23 protein-coding genes and 1 tRNA gene are annotated in these 18,563 nt (G+C 41.7%); 10 read left to right on the forward strand and 14 right to left on the reverse strand.

The window, feature by feature from the left end:
• The first annotated feature begins 16 nt into the window (after positions 1–16).
• Positions 17–313, forward strand: a complete 297-nt coding sequence (locus ACN20O_RS15065; protein WP_491634736.1) for a DUF167 domain-containing protein — start codon at positions 17–19, stop codon at positions 311–313.
• A 144-nt stretch (positions 314–457) separates the two neighbouring features.
• Here the strand turns inward: ACN20O_RS15065 and ACN20O_RS15070 are convergent, their stop codons facing one another.
• Both ACN20O_RS15070 and ACN20O_RS15075 read right to left on the reverse strand, forming a co-directional pair.
• The gene (locus ACN20O_RS15070) at positions 458–850 is read right to left on the reverse strand and encodes a VOC family protein (protein ID WP_491634737.1); all 393 of its coding nucleotides are present in this window, start codon (positions 848–850) and stop codon (positions 458–460) included.
• A 27-nt stretch (positions 851–877) separates the two neighbouring features.
• Positions 878–1,180, reverse strand: coding sequence for a helix-turn-helix domain-containing protein (locus ACN20O_RS15075; protein ID WP_491634738.1), 303 nt, complete (start codon positions 1,178–1,180; stop codon positions 878–880).
• Positions 1,181–1,578: 398 nt separating this feature from the next.
• Between ACN20O_RS15075 and ACN20O_RS15080 the strand changes: the two genes are divergently transcribed.
• Positions 1,579–2,172 carry a hypothetical protein gene (locus tag ACN20O_RS15080; RefSeq protein ID WP_491634739.1) on the forward strand — a complete coding sequence of 198 codons (594 nt, stop codon included), beginning with the start codon at positions 1,579–1,581 and terminating at the stop codon, positions 2,170–2,172.
• Between the two features lie 4 nt (positions 2,173–2,176).
• Here ACN20O_RS15080 and ACN20O_RS15085 read toward each other — a convergent pair whose 3' ends face one another.
• The 4 genes from ACN20O_RS15085 to ACN20O_RS15100 all read right to left on the reverse strand — a co-directional run bounded on the left by ACN20O_RS15085 (position 2,177) and on the right by ACN20O_RS15100 (position 6,317).
• On the reverse strand, positions 2,177–3,415 hold the full coding sequence (locus ACN20O_RS15085) for a DNA-methyltransferase (RefSeq protein WP_491634740.1): 1,239 nt from the start codon (positions 3,413–3,415) through the stop codon (positions 2,177–2,179).
• Between the two features lies 1 nt (position 3,416).
• Positions 3,417–4,268 carry a hypothetical protein gene (locus tag ACN20O_RS15090; RefSeq protein ID WP_491634741.1) on the reverse strand — a complete coding sequence of 284 codons (852 nt, stop codon included), beginning with the start codon at positions 4,266–4,268 and terminating at the stop codon, positions 3,417–3,419.
• 123 nt (positions 4,269–4,391) lie between these two features.
• Positions 4,392–5,042: a hypothetical protein gene (locus ACN20O_RS15095; RefSeq protein WP_491634742.1), complete on the reverse strand. Its 651-nt coding sequence runs from the start codon at positions 5,040–5,042 to the stop codon at positions 4,392–4,394.
• A gap of 75 nt (positions 5,043–5,117) precedes the next feature.
• Positions 5,118–6,317 carry a hypothetical protein gene (locus ACN20O_RS15100; RefSeq protein WP_491634743.1) on the reverse strand — a complete coding sequence of 400 codons (1,200 nt, stop codon included), beginning with the start codon at positions 6,315–6,317 and terminating at the stop codon, positions 5,118–5,120.
• A gap of 123 nt (positions 6,318–6,440) precedes the next feature.
• Here ACN20O_RS15100 and ACN20O_RS15105 point away from each other — a divergent pair, with 123 nt between their 5' ends.
• Positions 6,441–6,695 (forward strand): hypothetical protein, encoded by a 255-nt coding sequence (locus ACN20O_RS15105; RefSeq protein ID WP_491634744.1) that lies wholly within the window; start codon positions 6,441–6,443, stop codon positions 6,693–6,695.
• A gap of 1 nt (position 6,696) precedes the next feature.
• Complete coding sequence (locus ACN20O_RS15110) at positions 6,697–7,995, forward strand: recombinase family protein (RefSeq protein ID WP_491634745.1); 1,299 nt, start codon at positions 6,697–6,699, stop codon at positions 7,993–7,995.
• A 267-nt stretch (positions 7,996–8,262) separates the two neighbouring features.
• Here ACN20O_RS15110 and ACN20O_RS15115 read toward each other — a convergent pair.
• Positions 8,263–8,338: transfer RNA gene (locus tag ACN20O_RS15115), tRNA-Phe, on the reverse strand.
• A 169-nt stretch (positions 8,339–8,507) separates the two neighbouring features.
• On the opposite strand from ACN20O_RS15115, the gene ACN20O_RS15120 reads away from it, so the two are divergent.
• The 3 genes from ACN20O_RS15120 to ACN20O_RS15130 all read left to right on the forward strand — a co-directional run bounded on the left by ACN20O_RS15120 (position 8,508) and on the right by ACN20O_RS15130 (position 10,990).
• Positions 8,508–9,029 (forward strand): DUF1176 domain-containing protein, encoded by a 522-nt coding sequence (locus ACN20O_RS15120; RefSeq protein WP_491634746.1) that lies wholly within the window; start codon positions 8,508–8,510, stop codon positions 9,027–9,029.
• 67 nt (positions 9,030–9,096) lie between these two features.
• Positions 9,097–9,897, forward strand: a complete 801-nt coding sequence (locus tag ACN20O_RS15125; RefSeq protein WP_491634747.1) for an alpha/beta fold hydrolase — start codon at positions 9,097–9,099, stop codon at positions 9,895–9,897.
• Between the two features lies 1 nt (position 9,898).
• Positions 9,899–10,990: a serine hydrolase gene (locus tag ACN20O_RS15130; RefSeq protein WP_491634748.1), complete on the forward strand. Its 1,092-nt coding sequence runs from the start codon at positions 9,899–9,901 to the stop codon at positions 10,988–10,990.
• A gap of 91 nt (positions 10,991–11,081) precedes the next feature.
• Here ACN20O_RS15130 and ACN20O_RS15135 read toward each other — a convergent pair whose 3' ends face one another.
• From ACN20O_RS15135 to ACN20O_RS15145, 3 genes are all read right to left on the reverse strand, one after another.
• The gene (locus tag ACN20O_RS15135; protein WP_142409653.1) at positions 11,082–11,273 is read right to left on the reverse strand and encodes a hypothetical protein; all 192 of its coding nucleotides are present in this window, start codon (positions 11,271–11,273) and stop codon (positions 11,082–11,084) included.
• A 103-nt stretch (positions 11,274–11,376) separates the two neighbouring features.
• Positions 11,377–12,744 (reverse strand): sensor histidine kinase, encoded by a 1,368-nt coding sequence (locus ACN20O_RS15140; RefSeq protein ID WP_491634749.1) that lies wholly within the window; start codon positions 12,742–12,744, stop codon positions 11,377–11,379.
• Entirely contained in the window at positions 12,734–13,423 is a 690-nt protein-coding gene (locus tag ACN20O_RS15145; protein WP_491634750.1) for a response regulator transcription factor, read from the reverse strand. The genes ACN20O_RS15140 and ACN20O_RS15145 overlap by 11 nt, the downstream gene beginning before the upstream one ends.
• A gap of 423 nt (positions 13,424–13,846) precedes the next feature.
• On the opposite strand from ACN20O_RS15145, the gene ACN20O_RS15150 reads away from it, so the two are divergent.
• A complete protein-coding gene (locus ACN20O_RS15150; protein WP_491634751.1) occupies positions 13,847–14,119 on the forward strand; it encodes an OmpA family protein in 273 nt (90 codons plus the stop codon).
• Positions 14,120–14,155: 36 nt separating this feature from the next.
• On the opposite strand, the gene ACN20O_RS15155 is transcribed toward ACN20O_RS15150, so the two are convergent.
• The 3 genes from ACN20O_RS15155 to ACN20O_RS15165 all read right to left on the reverse strand — a co-directional run bounded on the left by ACN20O_RS15155 (position 14,156) and on the right by ACN20O_RS15165 (position 15,900).
• Positions 14,156–14,680, reverse strand: coding sequence for a hypothetical protein (locus ACN20O_RS15155; RefSeq protein ID WP_491634752.1), 525 nt, complete (start codon positions 14,678–14,680; stop codon positions 14,156–14,158).
• A gap of 91 nt (positions 14,681–14,771) precedes the next feature.
• The gene (locus ACN20O_RS15160; protein ID WP_491634753.1) at positions 14,772–15,302 is read right to left on the reverse strand and encodes an adenine phosphoribosyltransferase; all 531 of its coding nucleotides are present in this window, start codon (positions 15,300–15,302) and stop codon (positions 14,772–14,774) included.
• A gap of 19 nt (positions 15,303–15,321) precedes the next feature.
• A complete protein-coding gene (locus tag ACN20O_RS15165; protein ID WP_491634754.1) occupies positions 15,322–15,900 on the reverse strand; it encodes a YceI family protein in 579 nt (192 codons plus the stop codon).
• Between the two features lie 146 nt (positions 15,901–16,046).
• Between ACN20O_RS15165 and ACN20O_RS15170 the strand changes: the two genes are divergently transcribed.
• Positions 16,047–16,922: a LysR family transcriptional regulator gene (locus ACN20O_RS15170; RefSeq protein ID WP_491634755.1), complete on the forward strand. Its 876-nt coding sequence runs from the start codon at positions 16,047–16,049 to the stop codon at positions 16,920–16,922.
• A 257-nt stretch (positions 16,923–17,179) separates the two neighbouring features.
• Here the strand turns inward: ACN20O_RS15170 and ACN20O_RS15175 are convergent, their stop codons facing one another.
• On the reverse strand, positions 17,180–17,896 hold the full coding sequence (locus tag ACN20O_RS15175) for a hypothetical protein (RefSeq protein ID WP_491634756.1): 717 nt from the start codon (positions 17,894–17,896) through the stop codon (positions 17,180–17,182).
• A gap of 48 nt (positions 17,897–17,944) precedes the next feature.
• On the opposite strand from ACN20O_RS15175, the gene ACN20O_RS15180 reads away from it, so the two are divergent.
• Positions 17,945–18,562, forward strand: coding sequence for a sterol desaturase family protein (locus tag ACN20O_RS15180; RefSeq protein ID WP_491634757.1), 618 nt, complete (start codon positions 17,945–17,947; stop codon positions 18,560–18,562).
• Position 18,563 lies beyond the last annotated feature (1 nt).

The raw sequence follows: 18,563 nt of genomic DNA on the forward strand, positions 1-18,563 counted from the left end.
TCACGCTCAAGATTTTATGGCAGTTATCACACCTAAAAACTCCCAGTCTCTCCTGCGCATTTATGTTCAGCCCGGGGCCAGTAAAAATGAAGTCAGTGGTCTCTACGGCGATCCACCCCGTTTAAAGGTCAAGATTAAGGCCCCGCCTGTTGATGGTGAGGCCAATAAAGAAGTTTTGTCTTTTTTTGCTAAACTTTTAGGGGTTAGTAAAAGCAGGATTGAGCTTGAAAGGGGTGAGACCTCACGCCAAAAAGACCTCTTGATTGACCTAAGTGCTGATGAAGTGAAAAAGTTATTGTCTTTAGCGGACTAGTTTATTGAAAAAAGGCAAAAAAAAACCTCAGGGGTTAACAGAGGTTTTTAAAGTTCCAAGTGGTGCGGTCAGCTTGAGGAGTTTAGAACTGCCTGCTTGGAATATGTTGCCTAGTGAAATCACGGAAAGCCAAATTGAAGGAAACTAAAAGTAAGGCTTTTCCACAAGCCTTTGAGAAATCCACCAAATATTTCCAAAGGCATCCCTTACACCGCCTTGTCGATCACCATAAGGCATATCTGCGACAGCCATCTCCAGCTTGGCTCCGTATCGAATGGCTTGGGCTAATGCGAGGTCAGCATTTTCAACATAAAGATAAAAGCTAGAAGGCATTGATTTATACTGATTGCTCGCTTCGCTAATCATCAATGTTACATTGCCAATTTGGACTTGGGCATTCGCAATTTTTCCATCTGGTCTTTTCGAACATCCGACAAAAAAACCATCAAATGCCGATTTTAAGAAATCGACAAATTGATCAGCACCCTCGACAAATAAATAGGGAGTCACTGTTCCAAAGTTAGATGGCAAATACATACAAATATTCTTCGTCAGTTAGTCTTTTTAGTCAATAGGATGCTTTGCCTTAAATCGCTGGTATTTAAGTATCTGGAGGTCGCAGTCAAGTTTTTGAAAAGCCTCCATTGATCCGTTTCCGTAATGACCACGCATTGCGAACAAGGCTTTATTAGGAGGGCAGCCTTTTCCTGCCTCCCATTTTTTAATATGTTTTTTCTTAATCTTTAACTTCCGAGCGAGTGTTCGGACAGATCGGTTCTTCTTGGTCCGACACTCAATCAGTAGAGCCGCAATTTTTTGTCGTATTATATTTGCGAACTCATGGTCGAAGTCATTATTTTTGGACATGAATTAGAAAAGCACCCGAGCCTCTAATCAGCTCGACTGCAGTCGAGCCGTCATTTGCCGTAACGGTTGAACCGTTGGCTCGCTTCATTGCCGTGACCGAGATGGCTTTACCGCTTGATCCTAAGTTTGAAATCCCGAAACCATAAAACGGCACATCTTGCGAGAGGTTTGTCCACACCCGAGTGTGCTGAGTCGTACTTGTCGAGTAACCGTTCAAGTTCGCCGCATACCGAGCGCTAGGAGTATTTGAGGCAAAACTTTTAACGATTGTGTTCCCGCCTGAATTAGCAAAAGCACTGTTTGAAGAAGAAGCCGAAGCATCGGTCACAACTTGTCCATGTTGACAGCGCATTTCCGGGGTTCACAGAATTGTTGTCGATCTGCTCATATTTGTCGTATTGCTTAAGCTGAAAGTTTGCCATTACCGTTTCAATCGCAGAACTGCGTCCGCCCATGTCAACGCCGATCCGAGCCTGTGGAGGCTACCTAAGCCCCTCAGCGATGAAATTAGAGCCGACTACCGAAAGCTAGGTCTTGGTGAGCTTGAATATAAAAACGAGCCGTTCAAACACGAGTTCGCTTTTAAGATTTATTTTAATAGCTCGCACCCAAAATACCGCATTGAAGCTAAGAACCGTTCAGTTTCCGCCCTTACAGGCACGCCTGTAAGGGAAGAAATCAAACCCGAAGATTTACCGTGGTTTGAACGATTGAATAAACTCATCGAGGAAAACCCAATGCCACTTAAAATCCTAGCCGACTATTATCGCCATCAAGTCAGCATTAAGTCGCTCGGCACGCTTGGCGAAATGATTGGATTTAACGAGCGGAAGTTTTTAATGGAATTAAAAGACAGGTATATGCAAATCACGGCGAACCCACCGACAGAGAGCATTGCACAGCTTGTCCGAAAAATTAAGGAGTTAGAAAAAAACGGAGCTACACGAGGCGATATTCTGGGACTGATTTTAACAGCGGAAAAATCCACCTAATTTCTTAGGCGGATTTTTTCTCAAGGCTTTGGATTTCAATATCAAGTTGGTAGAGCTTCACCTGAAGCTCAAAAACTAATTTTCTTTTTTCAATTTCGCTCGTGGCATTGCGGATTTTTCTATCCCATTCAAAAATCAAAAAATCTCGATAATTTTTTAGATAATGGCTCTCGTTGGCGAGAAATACATTTTTAACTTTTCTAGAGCCAATATCAAAATAATCAGGCATTAGCTCAATGCCAATGAACCTGCGGTTTTCTAAAACACACGCCACGCCTGTAGTGAATGAACCCGAGAAATTATCAAGCACAATATCGCCAGAAAAACTCAGCATTTTAACCAGGTGCCGCATAAGGCTTAGTGGCTTCACGGTTAAGTGGTGATTTTTGCCTGCGACCTCACGCTTTCCAAAAAGAGTATATTTCTTGTAAGGCGTGTCTTCATTTTCAAGTCCGAGGTCTTTTTCTTTTTGCGAGGGCTTAGAAAAAACCAAAACCTGCTCAATATTAAAATCTTCACGGGATAAGGCTTCAAGCTTGGACGCCTTATTGCCAAAATGTTTTAGGACGGAATACTCATTTTCTAAAAAAATATTTTTAGGATGGGTTTCTTCACCGTAGGTGGAATTGATTTTTACTTCACCTGTATTCAAAAAAACCGTGCCGTGTTTTTCTAAGTTAGTGAGGTAGTCATTTTCTTTTATCGGCTTTCTCGCAAGCACAATGATTTCCATTGCAGGCGTTAAATCCTGCCTTGCTTCAGAGAAGCGTTTAAGTTCCATTTCATTTTCAAAGTGCGGTGCTTTTTTAGATTTTGCCATTCCTTGGGCGTGTACCCACGCCAAAAGCTCGACAATTTCAAAACCCGCAAGCCTCAAGGTAATCATAACGAGATCTACGTTTTTATTTGCCGTAAAAGTGGCAACAAATCCGCCGTGCTTTAAAACTCGGAATAAGTCAAAGCGGTGACTTAGTGGCGGAATATCAGCGTCCCATTTTCTATTATCAAGTCCACCGCCACGGCGTTGGTAATCTTGACCTTCAAGCGCAGATTTTAAAAATGCACGAGCGTCCACCTTTTCACTATTTAAACCGTAAGGCTCGTCTTGAATAACGCAAGCCATGGACTCACTCGGCAGGGTTGCCAAGCAAGCCTTATTATCACCACGCAGGAGAGCCACTAAAGGCTCTCCTGCGCTCGTCTCAATTTTCAAAAAATCATTGGACGCAGTGATTTTACTCATACTAATTCCCTGAAGCTTTCTTAGCTTCTTTTTCCCTTTTCCATTGGTAAAGCTCGTCAATGAACTGGGCGAGTTCCGCAGGGATTTCACCGTCACCAACGGCACCCTTAATAATCCTAATGGAATCCGTGAACGCCTTTACAATGCCCAAGCGGTCTTGCGGTTGGAAGTCCGCAAGATTAAAAATGGGAGCTACGCCATTTACCTGAGCTTCCATTTTAGTGGACGGCGCAGGCTCTACGGGGCTTGAGCATTGCGGTAATTGTGGCGTAGTTTCCGCCGTCACCGTTTTTTCCACCTTAGTGGTGTCACGAGACTTAGGATTAAACTTGCGCACAATGTTTTTCACTTCACGGTAGCTCAACTCTTTTAGCTTCTCTATTGAGTAAGCCTTAATCATTGATTGAATGTCCGATTTTTCAAGACGGCTGATTTCAACCAATTTAGAAACTTCAAGCGCAAGCTCAGGCAAAAAGGTTCCAAGTTTCAAAGAAACTTGAATGTACTCGTTGGCACGAGACGCCTTAATGCCAAATTGAACCTGTACATACTCAAAGAACGCATTAAGCCATTCTTCTTTAGCAACATTGGTTCTCTCTAGAGCCGTGGCTTCAAAACGCCCACGCAAGACCAAGAGTAGTGAACCCGTTTGAAGCTCACCTTTTCCTTGGTCTATTAGGTGCGTTTTAATTTTCACGGTTTCCCTAAGAACACTTTTTACCAAAGTCTCGTCAATGAACGGACTTTGATAGCGGAACACCTTGGGTGGGTTCTGCTTAGGTTGAGCCGTATTTTCTACGGCTTCACCTTGGAGTTGCGGTTGGGACACGGGGGACAATTTATTTTTAGACATGTTAATCTCCTTTGTTTTGGTTAATGCAACCAGATGTCTAAACTGGCTACATTTCCCATACTAGGAGGCGTTTGGGATTTAATTTGGCGCTATTTTTGGTGCTTGTATAAGTATATGTTCTTACTATTTATTTAAGGCACTTTCAAAATAAAGATCGAGCTTATAGGATTTATCGTCACCGATTTTTTCGCCAAGCTTTACTAAGCCTAGCTTCCAAGCTGGATGATTTTCTTTAAGAAGTGTCTTCTCAAGACGCCATTCATATTTAAACTTACTGAGCGAGCCGTCTTTTTTCTTCACTTGCTTGCCGTGTTTCGCTCGAATGGCAGTCGCTTCTTCGGCGGAATAGATTTTATCCACGAGTGTGAGCCTTTTAATTTCGCCGTTGATTGCTGAATCGTGGGCTTCATAGAGGGCTTGCATGACTTTGCTTTGCTGGGAAGTGAAACGAATCACACCGATTTTTTTGTTCACGGGATGGTATTCTCTAAAGCCTTCCGTGAAGAGTCCCGTTTTTCTTTTAGGATGATCGTCAAGACTTGGCTCTAGAATATCTTTTAAGTACGGAATGACTACATCGGTGCGGTCTGCGATTTTTTTAGCAAATAAATCCACCTCTGCTTTTATTGGATCATTGGATTTAATGCTTCGATCTAAACGCATGGCTTTTAAAAAAGAAGCGTAGGCACGCTTTTCTAAAGCACTAAAGCGCTGAGCTACAAACTCAAGAGTCGGGATAAGTTGCTCTAACTGCGCAGGCTGGATAAGGTGCATCAGTTCAATATAAGAAAATGAAAGCTCATGTGCGCCTTCAATATCGAGCGAATAGTCAAAAATGGGCTTGGAGTCTCATATGAGCTTGCGAAGGTAAGTCGTCTCAATCGCTGGCAGAAAGGTCGCTGTTCTTAGAATACGGTGAAAAATAAACTCATCTCGGTGCTTGTATTCAGTGCCTTGCGGAAGATTAAAATACTTTGGATTTCGACCTAAAACTGCCTGCACCTCGTCGCGACTAAAAAGATCACTCATCCTCTCGGCAATCGCTTCAGCAGGCTCTTTTGTTAAAGTGTCTGCGAGGTATTCCGTAATAAAGTCTATGGCTTCAATTCTGAGCTTAAATAGCTTGTCCCTGAGATTGATTTCTTGCTTTTTTAATTCAGGATCAGACAGATATTTTTTCAAGTTCTTTTTCTCCTCAATAGAGCCTTTTAAAATAATTGAGGAAGAAAACTTCGCAGGGATCGAATCGTCCTGATTTAAGACAATGATCGACTGATCTTTTAAAGAAAACTCCTCTCGTTCGGTTTCATTTTTTATATATCTATCCGTGCGAGTTCCGCTGATCGAGCTTTGCGGGGTAAGTATTCCTTTAGATAAAATAATCGCCTCGACATTCGCACCCGTTGCGAACGCTTTATCAAACCACGGGTATGAGTGAAATGGGCTGTAAGCCTTGCCTGAGCCGTTAAGGATTTCTGCTTTTTGAGAAATCAAATGCGCTTTAAAATCGGCAAGCAGAGACACATGGTCTTGATCGTGGTTTTCCTCGTCCTCATCTTCTTCGGCTTCAACTTCATTGATCGGCGGTGGAGTGATATTAAAAAATATGTCGATTAAAAACCGATTCAGAGAAATGGTTTTTAAAATCTCCGCCTCATCTTCACTAAGGGGATCATCATAGGCTTGCTTGCGATCTTTCCCTGTTATGATTGAGTATTCTACTTGATGCGCATCTTCGACTTTAAGTTTTAGAAGACCTCTGGTTCGACTAGCTCCCAGCACCGCCAATAATTCCAAAGGGCTTGGCATAAACTGCGAATACAAGTCCGCATCACTTAAAACCTCATCCTCCGACTCGTATCGCTTTTTTCCGTAGGCGGTCGTCAGTTCGAGCAAGGACTTGGAACTTGAGAGCGTGTTGTTGAGTATTTTCTCAATCCAAGGGCTTTCCGTGTTGTAGCGGAGGGCGAGGGCTTTAACCGTTCGCTTTATAAGCGGTTTTTCTTCTTTATAAGAACGCCTTAATTCAAATCTAGGGGTTAAGCTCATACCCTTGTTCTAGCACCAAAATTGGCACCAAGTGAATCACAGTTCGAGACTTAGGCTGGGTTTATAGGCAATTAAGCCTGTAAGGGTGTGGGAACCCCCTAAAAGACCCATAAGGAAGAGATTATGAGCAAACCATTAGACGGCTCTGCCAAGCCCGCTTTAGGCGAAGTTGGCGAAAAGGAGCAAAAGACCAGAACCTATAAAACCCCAAGCGGTGAAAGTTTTAAAATCACCGAAGACGAGTTTAGCCAAGTTGTGGCGATCTTCGATTTTTTAAGGCACTCACGAGACGAAAAAACAACCCAACTGAATATCGAACTAAACACAAACCCTTCCGGTGAACAGAACAATCCGGTAAACTCAAGAAAGGCAGGATAATATGAAAAACGAAGTTAAATACATTAACAAAAAAGCTGTGGCGATCCTTCGAGTCAGTAGCTACAAGCAGGAGGACGGTTTTTCCCATGACGTACAGCTAAAGTACGCAACAGATTACTGCGAAAATGACTGTAATCGCCAAAAACTTGAACTCGTTAAAGTGTTCACAATCACCGAGAGTGCTAAAAAGTCCGAAGACCGAAAAAAATACGCCGAAGCTATGCGCTACATTTCTCAAAATAAAATTGGGAATGTTATTTTCTATATGCAGGATCGTGAAACTAGAAATCTAACGGATATTGAGCAAAACGAACAGCAAGTAACCAACGGCAATTTTATTATTCACTTTTCCCATGATCGAAAGTGCCTACACAGAGAAAGCCCTGAGTCCGACTTTTTAACTCGTGCCTTCGCTGGAATTATGGCTCGAAACTATGTGCGAGTTTTAGCCGCACGAATTGCGGACGGCATGACCGCCAAAGCCGAGCAAGGTTGGTATCCAAGCAATCACCCTCCGCTTGGGTATGTTTCTAAAAGAGAAATCAATCCCGAAACAGGGCAAGCGAAAAAGCGTGGGACAACGATTGACCTTGATCCCAACTCTAAGAGTCAGCAGATCGTGCTGAAAGAGTATGAGCTTCGGGCGAAAGGCTATTCGTTAGAAGATATTAGAAAAGAAATCCGTGCATCTGGGCTTTTAACGGAAAAGCAGGCTCTCCGTTATAATATTGCTACTATTGACGGACGGTTAAAAAATCCGTTTTACCGTGGTCAATTCCTTTGGAATGGGATTCTTTATGACGGCAAGCACCCGTTGTTTATTCCATCGGATTTAATCAAAGCGGTTGAAAAAACGCTTGGAAAAAAAGCCTCCGCCATTGTTCGAGAAGAGTCCGAGCATAATGTCCTTATGGGCGGTTGGCTTAAATGCTCGTGCGGTTGTAATATCGTCTATGATCCGAAAGTTAAAAAGATCATAAAAACTGGCGAAACGAAGACCTACCATTATATTCATTGTACGGACGGCAAAGAAGTTCATAAAACTCAAAAAGGACTTATTACCACAAGCGAAAAGCTGTGGGATCAGCTCGGCGGTATTATGGACAAAATCTCGATTAGCGAAGAGTTTGCCAACGATATTGCGGAAGCTCTCAATAAGCTCAATTCAAAAACTAAAAATGTAATCCACCTTCAGCAAGCCGAGCTAAATGACAAGTGCAAGGAATTGGAAACCCAAGAAGATAAACTCACAGAACACCTATTGAATGGCACTATTGATAAAGAAGCCTACGGTGGGTAGTTAAAGCGAATCCGTGGCAATCGTGAGAGCTTGCTCGCTCAACTAGAGCAACTTCGCATCGGTTTACAGGACACTTTTATGGAAAGTGTGAAATCCATTCTCGAACTCGCTACCTCTGCGAAATCTTTATGGATTCGCAAGTCTGCGCAAGAACGCCGAGACTTCCTAAATATGATACTCTCAAACCCAGTTTTAGAGGGCGTAACTGTGCGATACGAGTTGAAAAAACCGTTCGCAGTGTTGGTCAAAATGTCTGAAAAAGAAGATTGGTGCCCAGGGACGGAATCGAACCGCCGACACAGGGATTTTCAGTCCCTTGCTCTACCGACTGAGCTACCTGGGCAAGACCATTTTTTGGAATCTAAAAAATAAAGTATTTGAGGTAGTCCGTCAAACTATTTTCTTAAAAAAATAAGGGTTTTTGGTGTCTATAAAGTTTTCAGATTCCAAACAAAAAATTCCTAGTCGTGTTAAAAACGGGCATCAACACACACTTAAACTTGGAGTTTCCAATGAAAATGAAATCTTTATTCGCTCTTGCACTTACGTTCTCAGCGATGACTGCTTTTGCCGGCGAGATCACAATTCCAAAAGAAGTTCTAGATCGCCACACAAATGCTTGTCCTGAATTTTCATCTAATGAATACCTACAAAGAGAAGCCTACCAACTACCTGGTTCAGAATACTCACCAAAGGGTGGAACACTTTATGTTCTTGGTTGTGAAATGTATGCGTACAATTCTCTGGAGAAAGCTTATATCGTTTCTCCATGGGGAGAGGTGACGAATGTTGCTGTTGCGGAAGTGGCGGCCGATGGTTCAATTATGGCGACTTCTGATTTAATGGGCGCAGGCTACGATGCTGACACAATGACATTGGGAACATTCCAGAAAGGTCGAGGAATGGGAGACTGTGGAAGCTCGGCAACTTATAAATACAGCCCGGAAAACCAACGTTTCGTTTTGATTGAAGCAAGAGTGAAAGATTCTTGTGATGGCGAAGAGACAGAATGGCCGGTTGTCTACAAAAAATAATTTGAATTAAACAAATTGCACATTAAGAAGGGAGACATCTGGTCTCCCTTTTTGTTATAAATGCCCTATGAAAATTCTAAAAGGCTATCTCGATTACCAAAACCAAAAAACCAACGTGATGTACTTTCTCCCGGATTTAGACGGGGAGATCAAGCCGACATTTGCGATTCTCACTCACGGTTACACCGCTGATAAGAGCTCCATCATCAACTGGCCGATTCGCTTGGCCGAGGTTGGTGTCTCGTGCGCGCTTTTTGATATTCCTGGCCACTATCAAGGCAACTACTCTGAGGTCGAGAGCTTTGAAGAGTTTAAAGAGCATGCTCACAAACTCTTTTTAGAAGCGTTTAAAGGGCTTTCTGTGGCCTTTAAAGAAGAGTTTCCACTCAATGAACACTTCTTAGCACCGGCAGAGTTAAAACTGGTTTTAGGCGGCCATTCACTTGGCTCACTCCTGGCCTTAAAGGCCATCATGATGAAGGAGTTTGAAGGTTACGAGAAAAGAGGCGTTGGAGTAGGGTTGGGAATGGCACCAAAAGATGTGGTCCATCTTTTTGATACACCTTTTTATAAGTCGACTTTAAAAGTCAGGGAACAACTGGTCTCTCCGGAGCTTAAACCAGACAATGTTTTCCCATGGATTAGAGACGAAAAATATAACCTGGCCCTGACTAATCAGGATATTCACTTGATTTCAGGGATTGATGACCTGGTAGTAGGCGATGATGGGGCTGAACGTTTTATGGAAGCCCTTGTGCAAAAAAACAACAGGGTTACAATAGATAAGCCATCCAAACTTCCGCATCACGAACCGCAAGGGGCGGCTTCGTATGTGAAGAAGTACTTAAAAAAAATCAACTGGATTTGATATGAAAAAGCTCTTATTGCTCCTCACGCTGGCCGCTTTGGTTTCTTGTCAAAAAGACAAAACAACAGTGGAAGATGAAGGAGTTGATGGAGTCATCAGACCTCTGGCCTGTTCTTCAGCAGCGATTGAAACTCAACTCAATCAAGCACTCACCAATGCCACTACTGATGCGGACTTCACTCTTTTAGTGGAGCGCTCAGATGGAAGGCAATATTCTTTTAGCCGTGGCACTTCGAATGCCTCAAGTCTTTATGAATCGGCCTCAACTTCAAAACTAGTGTCTTCGATTATTATTCTGCGATTAGTGGATCAAGGTTATTTAAACCTGACGGATAAACCACAAAAGTATATTTCATCGTGGCCGATTGTGAGCACTGATTCGCTTTACAACATTAATCTTGCTCAGCTTTTAAGTTTTACATCAGGGCTGGAAACTGAACCTCTTTGTTTAAATGCCGGAAGTTTTGATTTTGAAAATTGTGTACGCAATATCGCCACCACGAATTCAGGCAATGGAGTTGTTCCGGGATCAAAATTTTATTACTCAAGCACTCACATGCAAGTGGCCGGTTTAATGGCCATCAAAGCAAAGGGTGTTTCTTCCTGGCAGGATATTTTTAATAGCTTTAAATCAGAAACGGGACTTTTTTCTTCTGGCTCTTTTGATCTTCCATCAAACACTAATCCAAGACTCGCTGGAGGAATGCATTGGAAGGGATCGGAGTACCTGGCCTTTTTGCGCGCTCTAAAAAATGGAACTCTTCTTTCTACAAATCTTCAATCACAACTCCTGATGGATCAAACGGCGAATGTGGCCTTTGGCAATTCTCCCGCAGTCAATGCCCTTGGGGAAATGTGGCATTACGGTTTTGGTTTATGGCATGAATGCCAGAACTCGACTTATACCTGCACTCCTGGAGTGCGCGTTTCGAGTCCGGGGAGTTATGGAGCTTATCCATTTTGGGACAGACAAAAAAATTACATTGGTATTTTAGCTAGGCAGGGAGCGCTGGAGACTTTTAAAAACGGGGCGCTTCTGGAGCGAGTGGTGAGAACGTCATTAGATGAGTGGGCCGATTGTACCAATGATTAGTTCTTCAATCAGGTCAAAAAAAAGCCCCCTTCTCAATAGGCTAAAGAAGAGGGCCATTTCCTAGGAGTATATGAATACAGAAAAAGTGCTCTTAAGCTTTTCCTGTACGCATAGCTTTTGCGATACATTTTTTAAGTTCTTTCTTTGATAGCTCAGCGCCTTTAGTTGTAAGGCAAAGTTCTTTTGCATCTTCTTTAGAAAGTTTTGCTTTTTTTGGTGTTTTCTTAGCGTGGGCCACGTTTAGTGATAATAAAAGGGCAGAGGCCAGTAACAAGTGTTTCATCTTCAATCTCCATTTGTTGATTAGTTCCAACTATAGCACTCACCCTGATGAAACAGTAGAAATGTAAAATAAAATTTTCTTTATCTTCGAGGGAAAAAAGCGACTAAGTAATGAGATTTTTTGTGAATTTTATCGTGATAATTGTGCCGTGAGTTCCCGAATTGATATCGAGATCCCAGTTATAAAGTTTTGTTAATGTGTTGATCCACGCTAAGCCTAAACCCGTGCGTTTATGTTTGAGTACTGGATTGTGTGGTCCGGAATTAAATGGCTGTCCGATTCTCTCAATAACTTCTTTAGGAATGCCCGGCCCCAGATCGCTGATTCGAAGAGTGTTGTCGAAAGATTCAATTGTCACAGGAGAGGATTCCGGTGAATAGTTTAAAGCGTTGGTTAAAAGATTGGTAATCAACTGTAAAAGATGTTGTGGATTGGAGATGACGACAAAATCTTCTTTTATTTTATATTCAATTCTTCCTGGGTGCAGGCGATTTAAGCCTTCAATCTGATTTTCAATTGAGCTGGCAATTCTGATGGCAAATAAATTGTCCTTTTGCTGAGTGTTTTCAACACTGGCCCACTCTAAAAACTGCGAAACGATATTAGAGATTCTTTCAATTTGTTCATGCATTGATTGCGTTAGAGTCGGGTCTTTTAGTTTTTCTTCACTTAAAGATTCAACATCAAAGCTTAAAATAGAAAGCGGCGTTTTAATTTCGTGGGCCAGCTGATAAGTCCATGGCTTCGTCATTTTATAATTGATGTTAATTCTCTCTAAAAGATCGCTGGTATTGTCGACCAGGGAAGAGAACTCATCATTATTTAAAAAAGATTTTTTAGTGTACTTAAGAAGTTTTTTGGGAAGTGAAGGAACAGGTCTTAAATTTTGCAAGTCCTGGCTTGCCAGTTGAAGATGTCCCGACATTAGCTTTAATGGATTAAGCAGGTATTTGGTAAGTACAATTGAAAAAATAAGAATCGGAATGATCGTAACGACCAGGTATAAAGCAAGCTTGTTGGAAATAAACCACCAGTCAAATAAAGTAGGGTCAATGACCGCTCCGATTTGCAGTGTTTTTCCAGGTCTCTTAGGAAGTTTTAAGTTCAGGATTCGCAAAGTCTTCCCATTGACACTGTAAGAGTAGACTTGTGGGTCTCTTGGAGGATCGATATTCATCAACGTCGCACTTTGCGATTTGAAAATAATTTCACCGGGATCAGTTCTGACGATAAAAAATTTACCTACGCGGTTACTTCCTAACTCTTCAGAAATAATTTCTTCTGCTTCATCAAAATTAATTTTTTTAATATCTGGAAGTTCTGAGTTAACTAAAGCAACTGCACTTTCTCTCAATTGCAGGTCAATCAGCTCAAGGCGGGCCGCGTTTAGGTAATAACTAAAACTTACGGAGAGAACGAGCCCTACGGTGCAAAGAGAAAGGAGTAATATGAGGAAAAATCTAAACTTCAACCCAGTATCCTACAAAGCGGGTGTTTTTAATCTGAACTTTTGAACCGGCATTTTCCAGTTTTCTTCTTAAGCTATTCATCGTTGACTCAACCACGTTGGTTTCATTTTCCAGAGAAAAGCCCCAGATGGATTCAATCAATTGGTTTTTGCTGTAGATCTTTCCGATGACTGAGCAAAGAGCGTGGAGAACCAGGAATTCTTTAGCAGTAAGGTTTAGCACTTCACCATTAACTGCAACTGTGCGGTGAATGAGATCGAGTGTGAGGTTGGCCACACTGTAATTGAGATGAGCATCTGAATTAGATGATCTTCTGATCAGAGCTTTTAGTCTTGCTTTAAACTCAGTGGACTCAAAAGGCTTGGCCAGGTATTCGTCAGCGCCGCTATCAATCAGCTTCGCTTTTTCTAGTGAAGAGTCGATGGCCGATAAAACGAAAATTCTCAAAGCAGGGTATTGCATGCGAATGTTGGCCACATAATCGGCCGAATCAGCTCCCCCCATCATGCGGTCAAGAACGACAATATCATAAGGCCTTTTTGTGCTTCCTAATTTTTCTAAAAGGTCAGGAACATTGCCGACTAAATCTGAATTCCAGCCGAGTTCGGTGATGAGTTCTTTTACTTTGTTGGCAATGGTTGGTTCATCTTCAGCGATAATGATATTTGCGGTAGTGTCCATGACGAAAATGATAAACATCTTGTGACACAGGATCAAGAAGCTTCGCGCTTTGGGGTTTATTCGAAGATAAAATTAATCATATTTTCGACTTATCTTCTTGATTTATTTGCCTTCCTGCGAAACGAAGACTTCTAAAAAAAATACATTAACCCAAAAAATATTCCGAGACGTGATTTATGATGTCCGTACGAAAGCCCTTCGTACACACCTCAGAACACACTGGTGGGTTGGTTACCCCAAGGATCAGCCTGCTAGTGTCTTTTACCTTCTGTCTACTTACTAAGATAAGATTAATTTTATTTTCAAACCATTCATCAAATTGCCTCTTGGCCTTATCATTACCGTTAAGAGTTTAATCCAACTAGAGGTCGTGAATGTTAAAACAATTTTGTCTTTTCTCATATCACAATAGAGTCTAAAAAAATGCTGGATGATAATATTGCTTTCTTAGCGGCCAACGTTGCTGTGAATATTCAAATTGAAGGTCACGCAGATGAAAGAGGAAGCTCGCAATTCAACCTTACCCTGGGGGAAAAAAGAGCGCAGTCGGTGTATGATTACTTAACCGGGCGTGGAGTAGATGGGAAAAAACTCTCGGTGATTTCATTGGGAAAAGAAAAACCAGTTTCTTTTGGTCATGATGAAGAGTCGTGGTCGAAAAACAGAAGAGCAAATTTCGTTGTAACTGCAAAATAATAAAAAAAGGCAGGTCTAAGACCTGCCTTTTTATTCTTATTTTTTTAACCAAACACTGCTGTCACAGTACTCAACATCACCATCAAAAACATTCGATAGTTTCGTATAGCTCACAACCCCTTTTTTCTCTGTGCGATTGTATACTTCATAGTATCCGTTTCCACCTCCAACTCCTAGGTTGAAGCGGTAAAGGTCTAGACCTTTAAAAACATTGCTTGTGATTTTTTCAAGAGTGATGTCGTCAACTTGTGAGAAGAATTCTTTAGCGTCTGATCCTGAACCTTCAGCAGCAGCTGCAAGAAGGAGAGGGTCTACCTTTTTTAGTTTTGCCATTGTGCTTTCAGCATTGTTGTATTCAGGTTCGAAGGTCTTTACGATCGTGTTCTCAACTGTAAAAAGTTTTCCTTCGTAGTCCTGGTGAAGTGAACACCCACCAACGTATTGGCTTGAACCATCTTCAAGTTCAACGTAAGCGTCTTCGTATTTTTCTGTACGAGACATGTCTTTTGCCATTGCTGAGACAGAAAGAAGTAAGGAAAGAATGATCAGTGTGTTTTTCATAAGGCCTCCAAAAGATGAATGGAGGCTTTATAGTTGGATAGGTACGAAAAGTACCATATAAAAAATAGATAATATTTATGTCTTAAAGAGACTAATGTCCTTCAAATGAGCATAGCGTGAAGACTTTATGGCCCATGTTTTGGATTTTTTTGGCCCCGCCTAACTCTGGCAGGTCGACGACAAAGGCCGTCTCGTAGATCTTTCCACCAACTTTTTCAATCAGAGTGATGGCCCCGATAGCAGTCCCGCCTGTGGCGATTAAATCGTCGATTAAAAGGACGTTGGCGCCGGCGTGAAGGGCATCGTCGTGGATTTCAATAGTGTCTGAACCGTATTCAAGGTCGTAGCTTTGAGTGATTGTCTTTCCTGGAAGCTTTCCTTTTTTTCTAACCGGGATAAATCCCTTTCCTATAGCAAAAGCAAGCGCAGAGCCTAGAATGAAGCCGCGGGCCTCAATTCCTGCGATATAGTCGATCGGTGCGTTTTTGTATTTTTCCACCAGCATATTGATAGTGGTCTGAAACCCTTTTGGGTCTTTTAAGAGAGTAGTGATATCGCGAAACATAATTCCTTCTTTGGGATAATTGGGAATTGTTCTGATTAGTTGCGCGATATCACTCATTTTAAACTCTCCAATAAAATTACTTCTTAGCTTTTAGTGTTACAACGAAGTCGATGTTGTCAGCGATAACTTTGTCACCAAGATCTTTAAAGAATGATCCTGAGCCGTATTTTACATCGTGCTTAGTTCTATCAACAGTGATGTTAGCAGAAGCTTCTGACTTTGTCACAAGTGCTGTGAAATTAACTGGAGCTGTTTTCCCTTTGATTGTAAGGTCACCAGTGATGTTGTAAGTGTTATCTTTTTCTTTTTTTGCGTTCTTAATCACTAGTTTAGACGTTCCAAACTTTGCTGTGTCGAAGAAATCTTCGCTTGTGATGTGGCCGACGAATTTTTTATTGTACTCAGCGTCTGTTAGGTCTGTGTTTGTGATTGTCGTCATATCGATAACGAATTCCCCACCTTTAAGTGTGTTTCCGTCAAAGTTAAGGTGACCTTCTTTAATTTTAACTTCACCAGTATGTTTGCTATCCACAAGAGTTTTCTTTCCTGTGTAAACCACTTTTGAAGCAGCTGGGTCGATTTCCACTTTTTCTGTTTTTGCGAAGGCCGCAACTGATGAGAATAGAGCAGTAGCAATGAGTAATTGTCTTAACATAGTTCCTCCTAATGAAACTTAAAAAAGAAATATTCTTGTCAAAAATCCTAACTTAGGTTTGTATAAAAACAAATTATAATTTATCTATTGGATTAATAAGTTTTTGTGATGATGTTTAACGCAGCAGAAGTACGGAGATTGTAAAAATGACACTTGAACAGTTGCTGACTATTGAGGCGATCGTTAAAGAGGGAAGTTTTAAGGCCGCGGCCGATTATCTTCACAAAAGCCAGCCCTCTATTAGCATGGCGATTAAGAAGCTGGAAGAAGAGTACCAAATAGTGCTCTTCTCACGTGATGAATACCGACCGAGCTTAACAGCGGATGGAAAAGTGTTCTATCAAAAGGCAAGACTTTTACTCCGAGAATTCCGTGAGCTCGAAGCTCTGGCGATGCAAATGAGCAAAGGAGTTGAGCCAGAAATCCGTGTAAGTATCGACGCCGTCAGCCCGGTTTCATTGGTGCTTAAATTTCTTAAAAACTTTTTTACCAAACACCCTTCAACGAGGCTCGTGCTGCAATTTGAAATTCTCGCAGGAACTGTAGAGCGGCTTATAGATGACGATGTAGATATTGCCATTACACCTAAACCCTTAGTTGAGCACACGTTTGATATGAGGCTTATGACGAAGACAAAAATGATTTCGGTTATCAGCACCCAGCTTATCAAAAACGAAAAGAAAATCACTGATGCTTTTTTGCGCAATCACAACCAGATTATTCTCGCTGACAGTGCCAGACGTATCTCTAAAGTCACTACCGGTGTTTTAGAAGGCTCTAAGAGCCTCACTGTAAGTGATATTGGCTTTAAGAAAGAATTGATCGTGCAAGGGCTTGGCTGGGGAGGTCTGCCATACGATTTGATTAAGGCAGAACTTACGTCAAAGAAGCTCTCTCCTATAAAAACTCCACTGATAAAAGACCGTGATATTGAAATCTACATGGTCAGAGATGCCAGTAAGCCCATGGGGCCGGTGCTTAAAGAATTGTGGGGGAGTATTGAGGAAGATGTAATTGGCTAAGGGAAAAAAATCGACGCTTCAAAATCCATTTCTAGTCGTCGACCATCAACGTGTATCCGTTTGTCTCTATGGATAAATACTATGGTGCGTTTACATTTTTAGATAGCTGTTTTTTCTTACTTTTCATCACAATTTTCTGACATCCAACGGACCATTTTTAAGGCCCTTTGCAAGTGCTCGTAACTGTTCATTACAGATCACAGGGGGCAAGAAATTAGTCCTAAGATTGGAGCAATAAAAGTGCATTTCCTCAGGTATTATTTTTTATCAATAATAGTCTGATAAACAAATTCACCACGAAGAGCACGAGTTATAAACTCAGAATATTTACTGCTTAAAGTGGGATTCTCTTTCACAGTTCTTTCGATGAAGGAGCAAATAGCGATGATGGATTTTTCAACATCTTTGAACATCACTTTTTTAACAAAGCTTCCAAAGATAGATTTTGGTTTTACATACGTGCGGTAGCGAAGCAGAGTTTTTCCATTGAAGTTTTGAAAGTAAGCACTACCGCGCACATCTTCACTTGAAGATGACTCCACCATGTACCACTCAACTTCATAATCATCAGCGTGTTTAAAAATTTTTGCGCCATGAATGTACTTGGCGTTGGAGAGAGGAAAGGGAATCTGGAGTTCGTACTCAGTTTGAACATCGGTTGGGCTGACGTGTTTGACTGGAGTGGATTTTAACAAATTTGGGGTGTAGTCCTTTTGAATATCGTAAGCAGCAAAGAGCCCTACAGCTTCCAGTGCAGGGGCGTTGATAAGGGCGTAATAGGTGATTTCCGGCCATGCGGAACCTGGAACGTCCTTAGTCCTGACAACAAATTCACGCCCCTCAACTTGACGAATCTCAGCTTCAGAAAGCTCACTTTTGATATCTAATTTAGTTGTGCCCGCAAAGGCATTGTAACTAGTGGAGAACAGAGTAACTGAGAGGGCAAAAAAAAGTGTAAAAAAGAAAGTCTTCATAGGGGGCCTTAATTTACAGACGAGAGCTTTTATTATAATTATAGGGCCATGAAAAAGCACAATGGCGAATCTATCAGGATCTTTAAGAATCCTATCCTTGAATCCTTTACTCACGTTCACCCGATCGTGCCGCTGGTCTTATGGACACCGGTCATTTTGTTTTTACTCTATCGTGGAGCAACTGTAAAAGGTGTAACAAGTGCTGAGTTTGTTTTTCTTTTCTTCTTCGGTTTAATTCTTTGGACATTCACGGAGTATATTCTTCATCGTTATGTCTTTCACTGGGACGCTAAAAGCCGCGCAGGAAAATATTTTGTTTTCCTCTTCCACGGTCTTCACCACGATGACCCTCAAGACCCGACCAGACTGGTGATGCCACCGGTTCCGGCAGTATTAATTTTCCTACTCCTGTGGAGTTTTTTCTCCCTGTTTTTCCCGGATAAATACCTGGGCGTGATCATGGCCTACTTTATGGTGGGATACCTTTGTTACGATTACATTCACTATGCAACTCACCACTTTGCGATGACATCGAAAGTGGGGAAGTATCTTAGAAAATACCATCTTCAGCACCATTACTCTGGTGAGAGAAGCAAGTACGGTGTTAGCTCACCTCTTTGGGATTACGTTTTTAAAACAACAACAGGACCTAAGGACCATCACTGAT

The organism is Bacteriovorax sp. As-1 (assembly GCF_058446905.1).

What these genes read in the sequence shown, in the direction of transcription:
- ACN20O_RS15110 (WP_491634745.1), top strand. Translation starts at nt 6,697, where the DNA reads ATGAAAAACGAAGTTAAATACATTAACAAAAAAGCTGTGGCGATCCTT.
- ACN20O_RS15065 (WP_491634736.1), top strand. Translation starts at nt 17, where the DNA reads ATGGCAGTTATCACACCTAAAAACTCCCAGTCTCTCCTGCGCATTTAT.
- ACN20O_RS15170 (WP_491634755.1), top strand. Translation starts at nt 16,047, where the DNA reads ATGACACTTGAACAGTTGCTGACTATTGAGGCGATCGTTAAAGAGGGA.
- ACN20O_RS15180 (WP_491634757.1), top strand. Translation starts at nt 17,945, where the DNA reads ATGAAAAAGCACAATGGCGAATCTATCAGGATCTTTAAGAATCCTATC.
- ACN20O_RS15095 (WP_491634742.1), bottom strand. Translation starts at nt 5,042, where the DNA reads ATGCACCTTATCCAGCCTGCGCAGTTAGAGCAACTTATCCCGACTCTT.
- ACN20O_RS15100 (WP_491634743.1), bottom strand. Translation starts at nt 6,317, where the DNA reads ATGAGCTTAACCCCTAGATTTGAATTAAGGCGTTCTTATAAAGAAGAA.
- ACN20O_RS15125 (WP_491634747.1), top strand. Translation starts at nt 9,097, where the DNA reads ATGAAAATTCTAAAAGGCTATCTCGATTACCAAAACCAAAAAACCAAC.
- ACN20O_RS15165 (WP_491634754.1), bottom strand. Translation starts at nt 15,900, where the DNA reads ATGTTAAGACAATTACTCATTGCTACTGCTCTATTCTCATCAGTTGCG.
- ACN20O_RS15120 (WP_491634746.1), top strand. Translation starts at nt 8,508, where the DNA reads ATGAAAATGAAATCTTTATTCGCTCTTGCACTTACGTTCTCAGCGATG.
- ACN20O_RS15145 (WP_491634750.1), bottom strand. Translation starts at nt 13,423, where the DNA reads ATGGACACTACCGCAAATATCATTATCGCTGAAGATGAACCAACCATT.
- ACN20O_RS15160 (WP_491634753.1), bottom strand. Translation starts at nt 15,302, where the DNA reads ATGAGTGATATCGCGCAACTAATCAGAACAATTCCCAATTATCCCAAA.
- ACN20O_RS15085 (WP_491634740.1), bottom strand. Translation starts at nt 3,415, where the DNA reads ATGAGTAAAATCACTGCGTCCAATGATTTTTTGAAAATTGAGACGAGC.
- ACN20O_RS15070 (WP_491634737.1), bottom strand. Translation starts at nt 850, where the DNA reads ATGTATTTGCCATCTAACTTTGGAACAGTGACTCCCTATTTATTTGTC.
- ACN20O_RS15075 (WP_491634738.1), bottom strand. Translation starts at nt 1,180, where the DNA reads ATGTCCAAAAATAATGACTTCGACCATGAGTTCGCAAATATAATACGA.
- ACN20O_RS15105 (WP_491634744.1), top strand. Translation starts at nt 6,441, where the DNA reads ATGAGCAAACCATTAGACGGCTCTGCCAAGCCCGCTTTAGGCGAAGTT.
- ACN20O_RS15155 (WP_491634752.1), bottom strand. Translation starts at nt 14,680, where the DNA reads ATGAAAAACACACTGATCATTCTTTCCTTACTTCTTTCTGTCTCAGCA.
- ACN20O_RS15150 (WP_491634751.1), top strand. Translation starts at nt 13,847, where the DNA reads ATGCTGGATGATAATATTGCTTTCTTAGCGGCCAACGTTGCTGTGAAT.
- ACN20O_RS15135 (WP_142409653.1), bottom strand. Translation starts at nt 11,273, where the DNA reads ATGAAACACTTGTTACTGGCCTCTGCCCTTTTATTATCACTAAACGTG.
- ACN20O_RS15090 (WP_491634741.1), bottom strand. Translation starts at nt 4,268, where the DNA reads ATGTCTAAAAATAAATTGTCCCCCGTGTCCCAACCGCAACTCCAAGGT.
- ACN20O_RS15175 (WP_491634756.1), bottom strand. Translation starts at nt 17,896, where the DNA reads ATGAAGACTTTCTTTTTTACACTTTTTTTTGCCCTCTCAGTTACTCTG.
- ACN20O_RS15130 (WP_491634748.1), top strand. Translation starts at nt 9,899, where the DNA reads ATGAAAAAGCTCTTATTGCTCCTCACGCTGGCCGCTTTGGTTTCTTGT.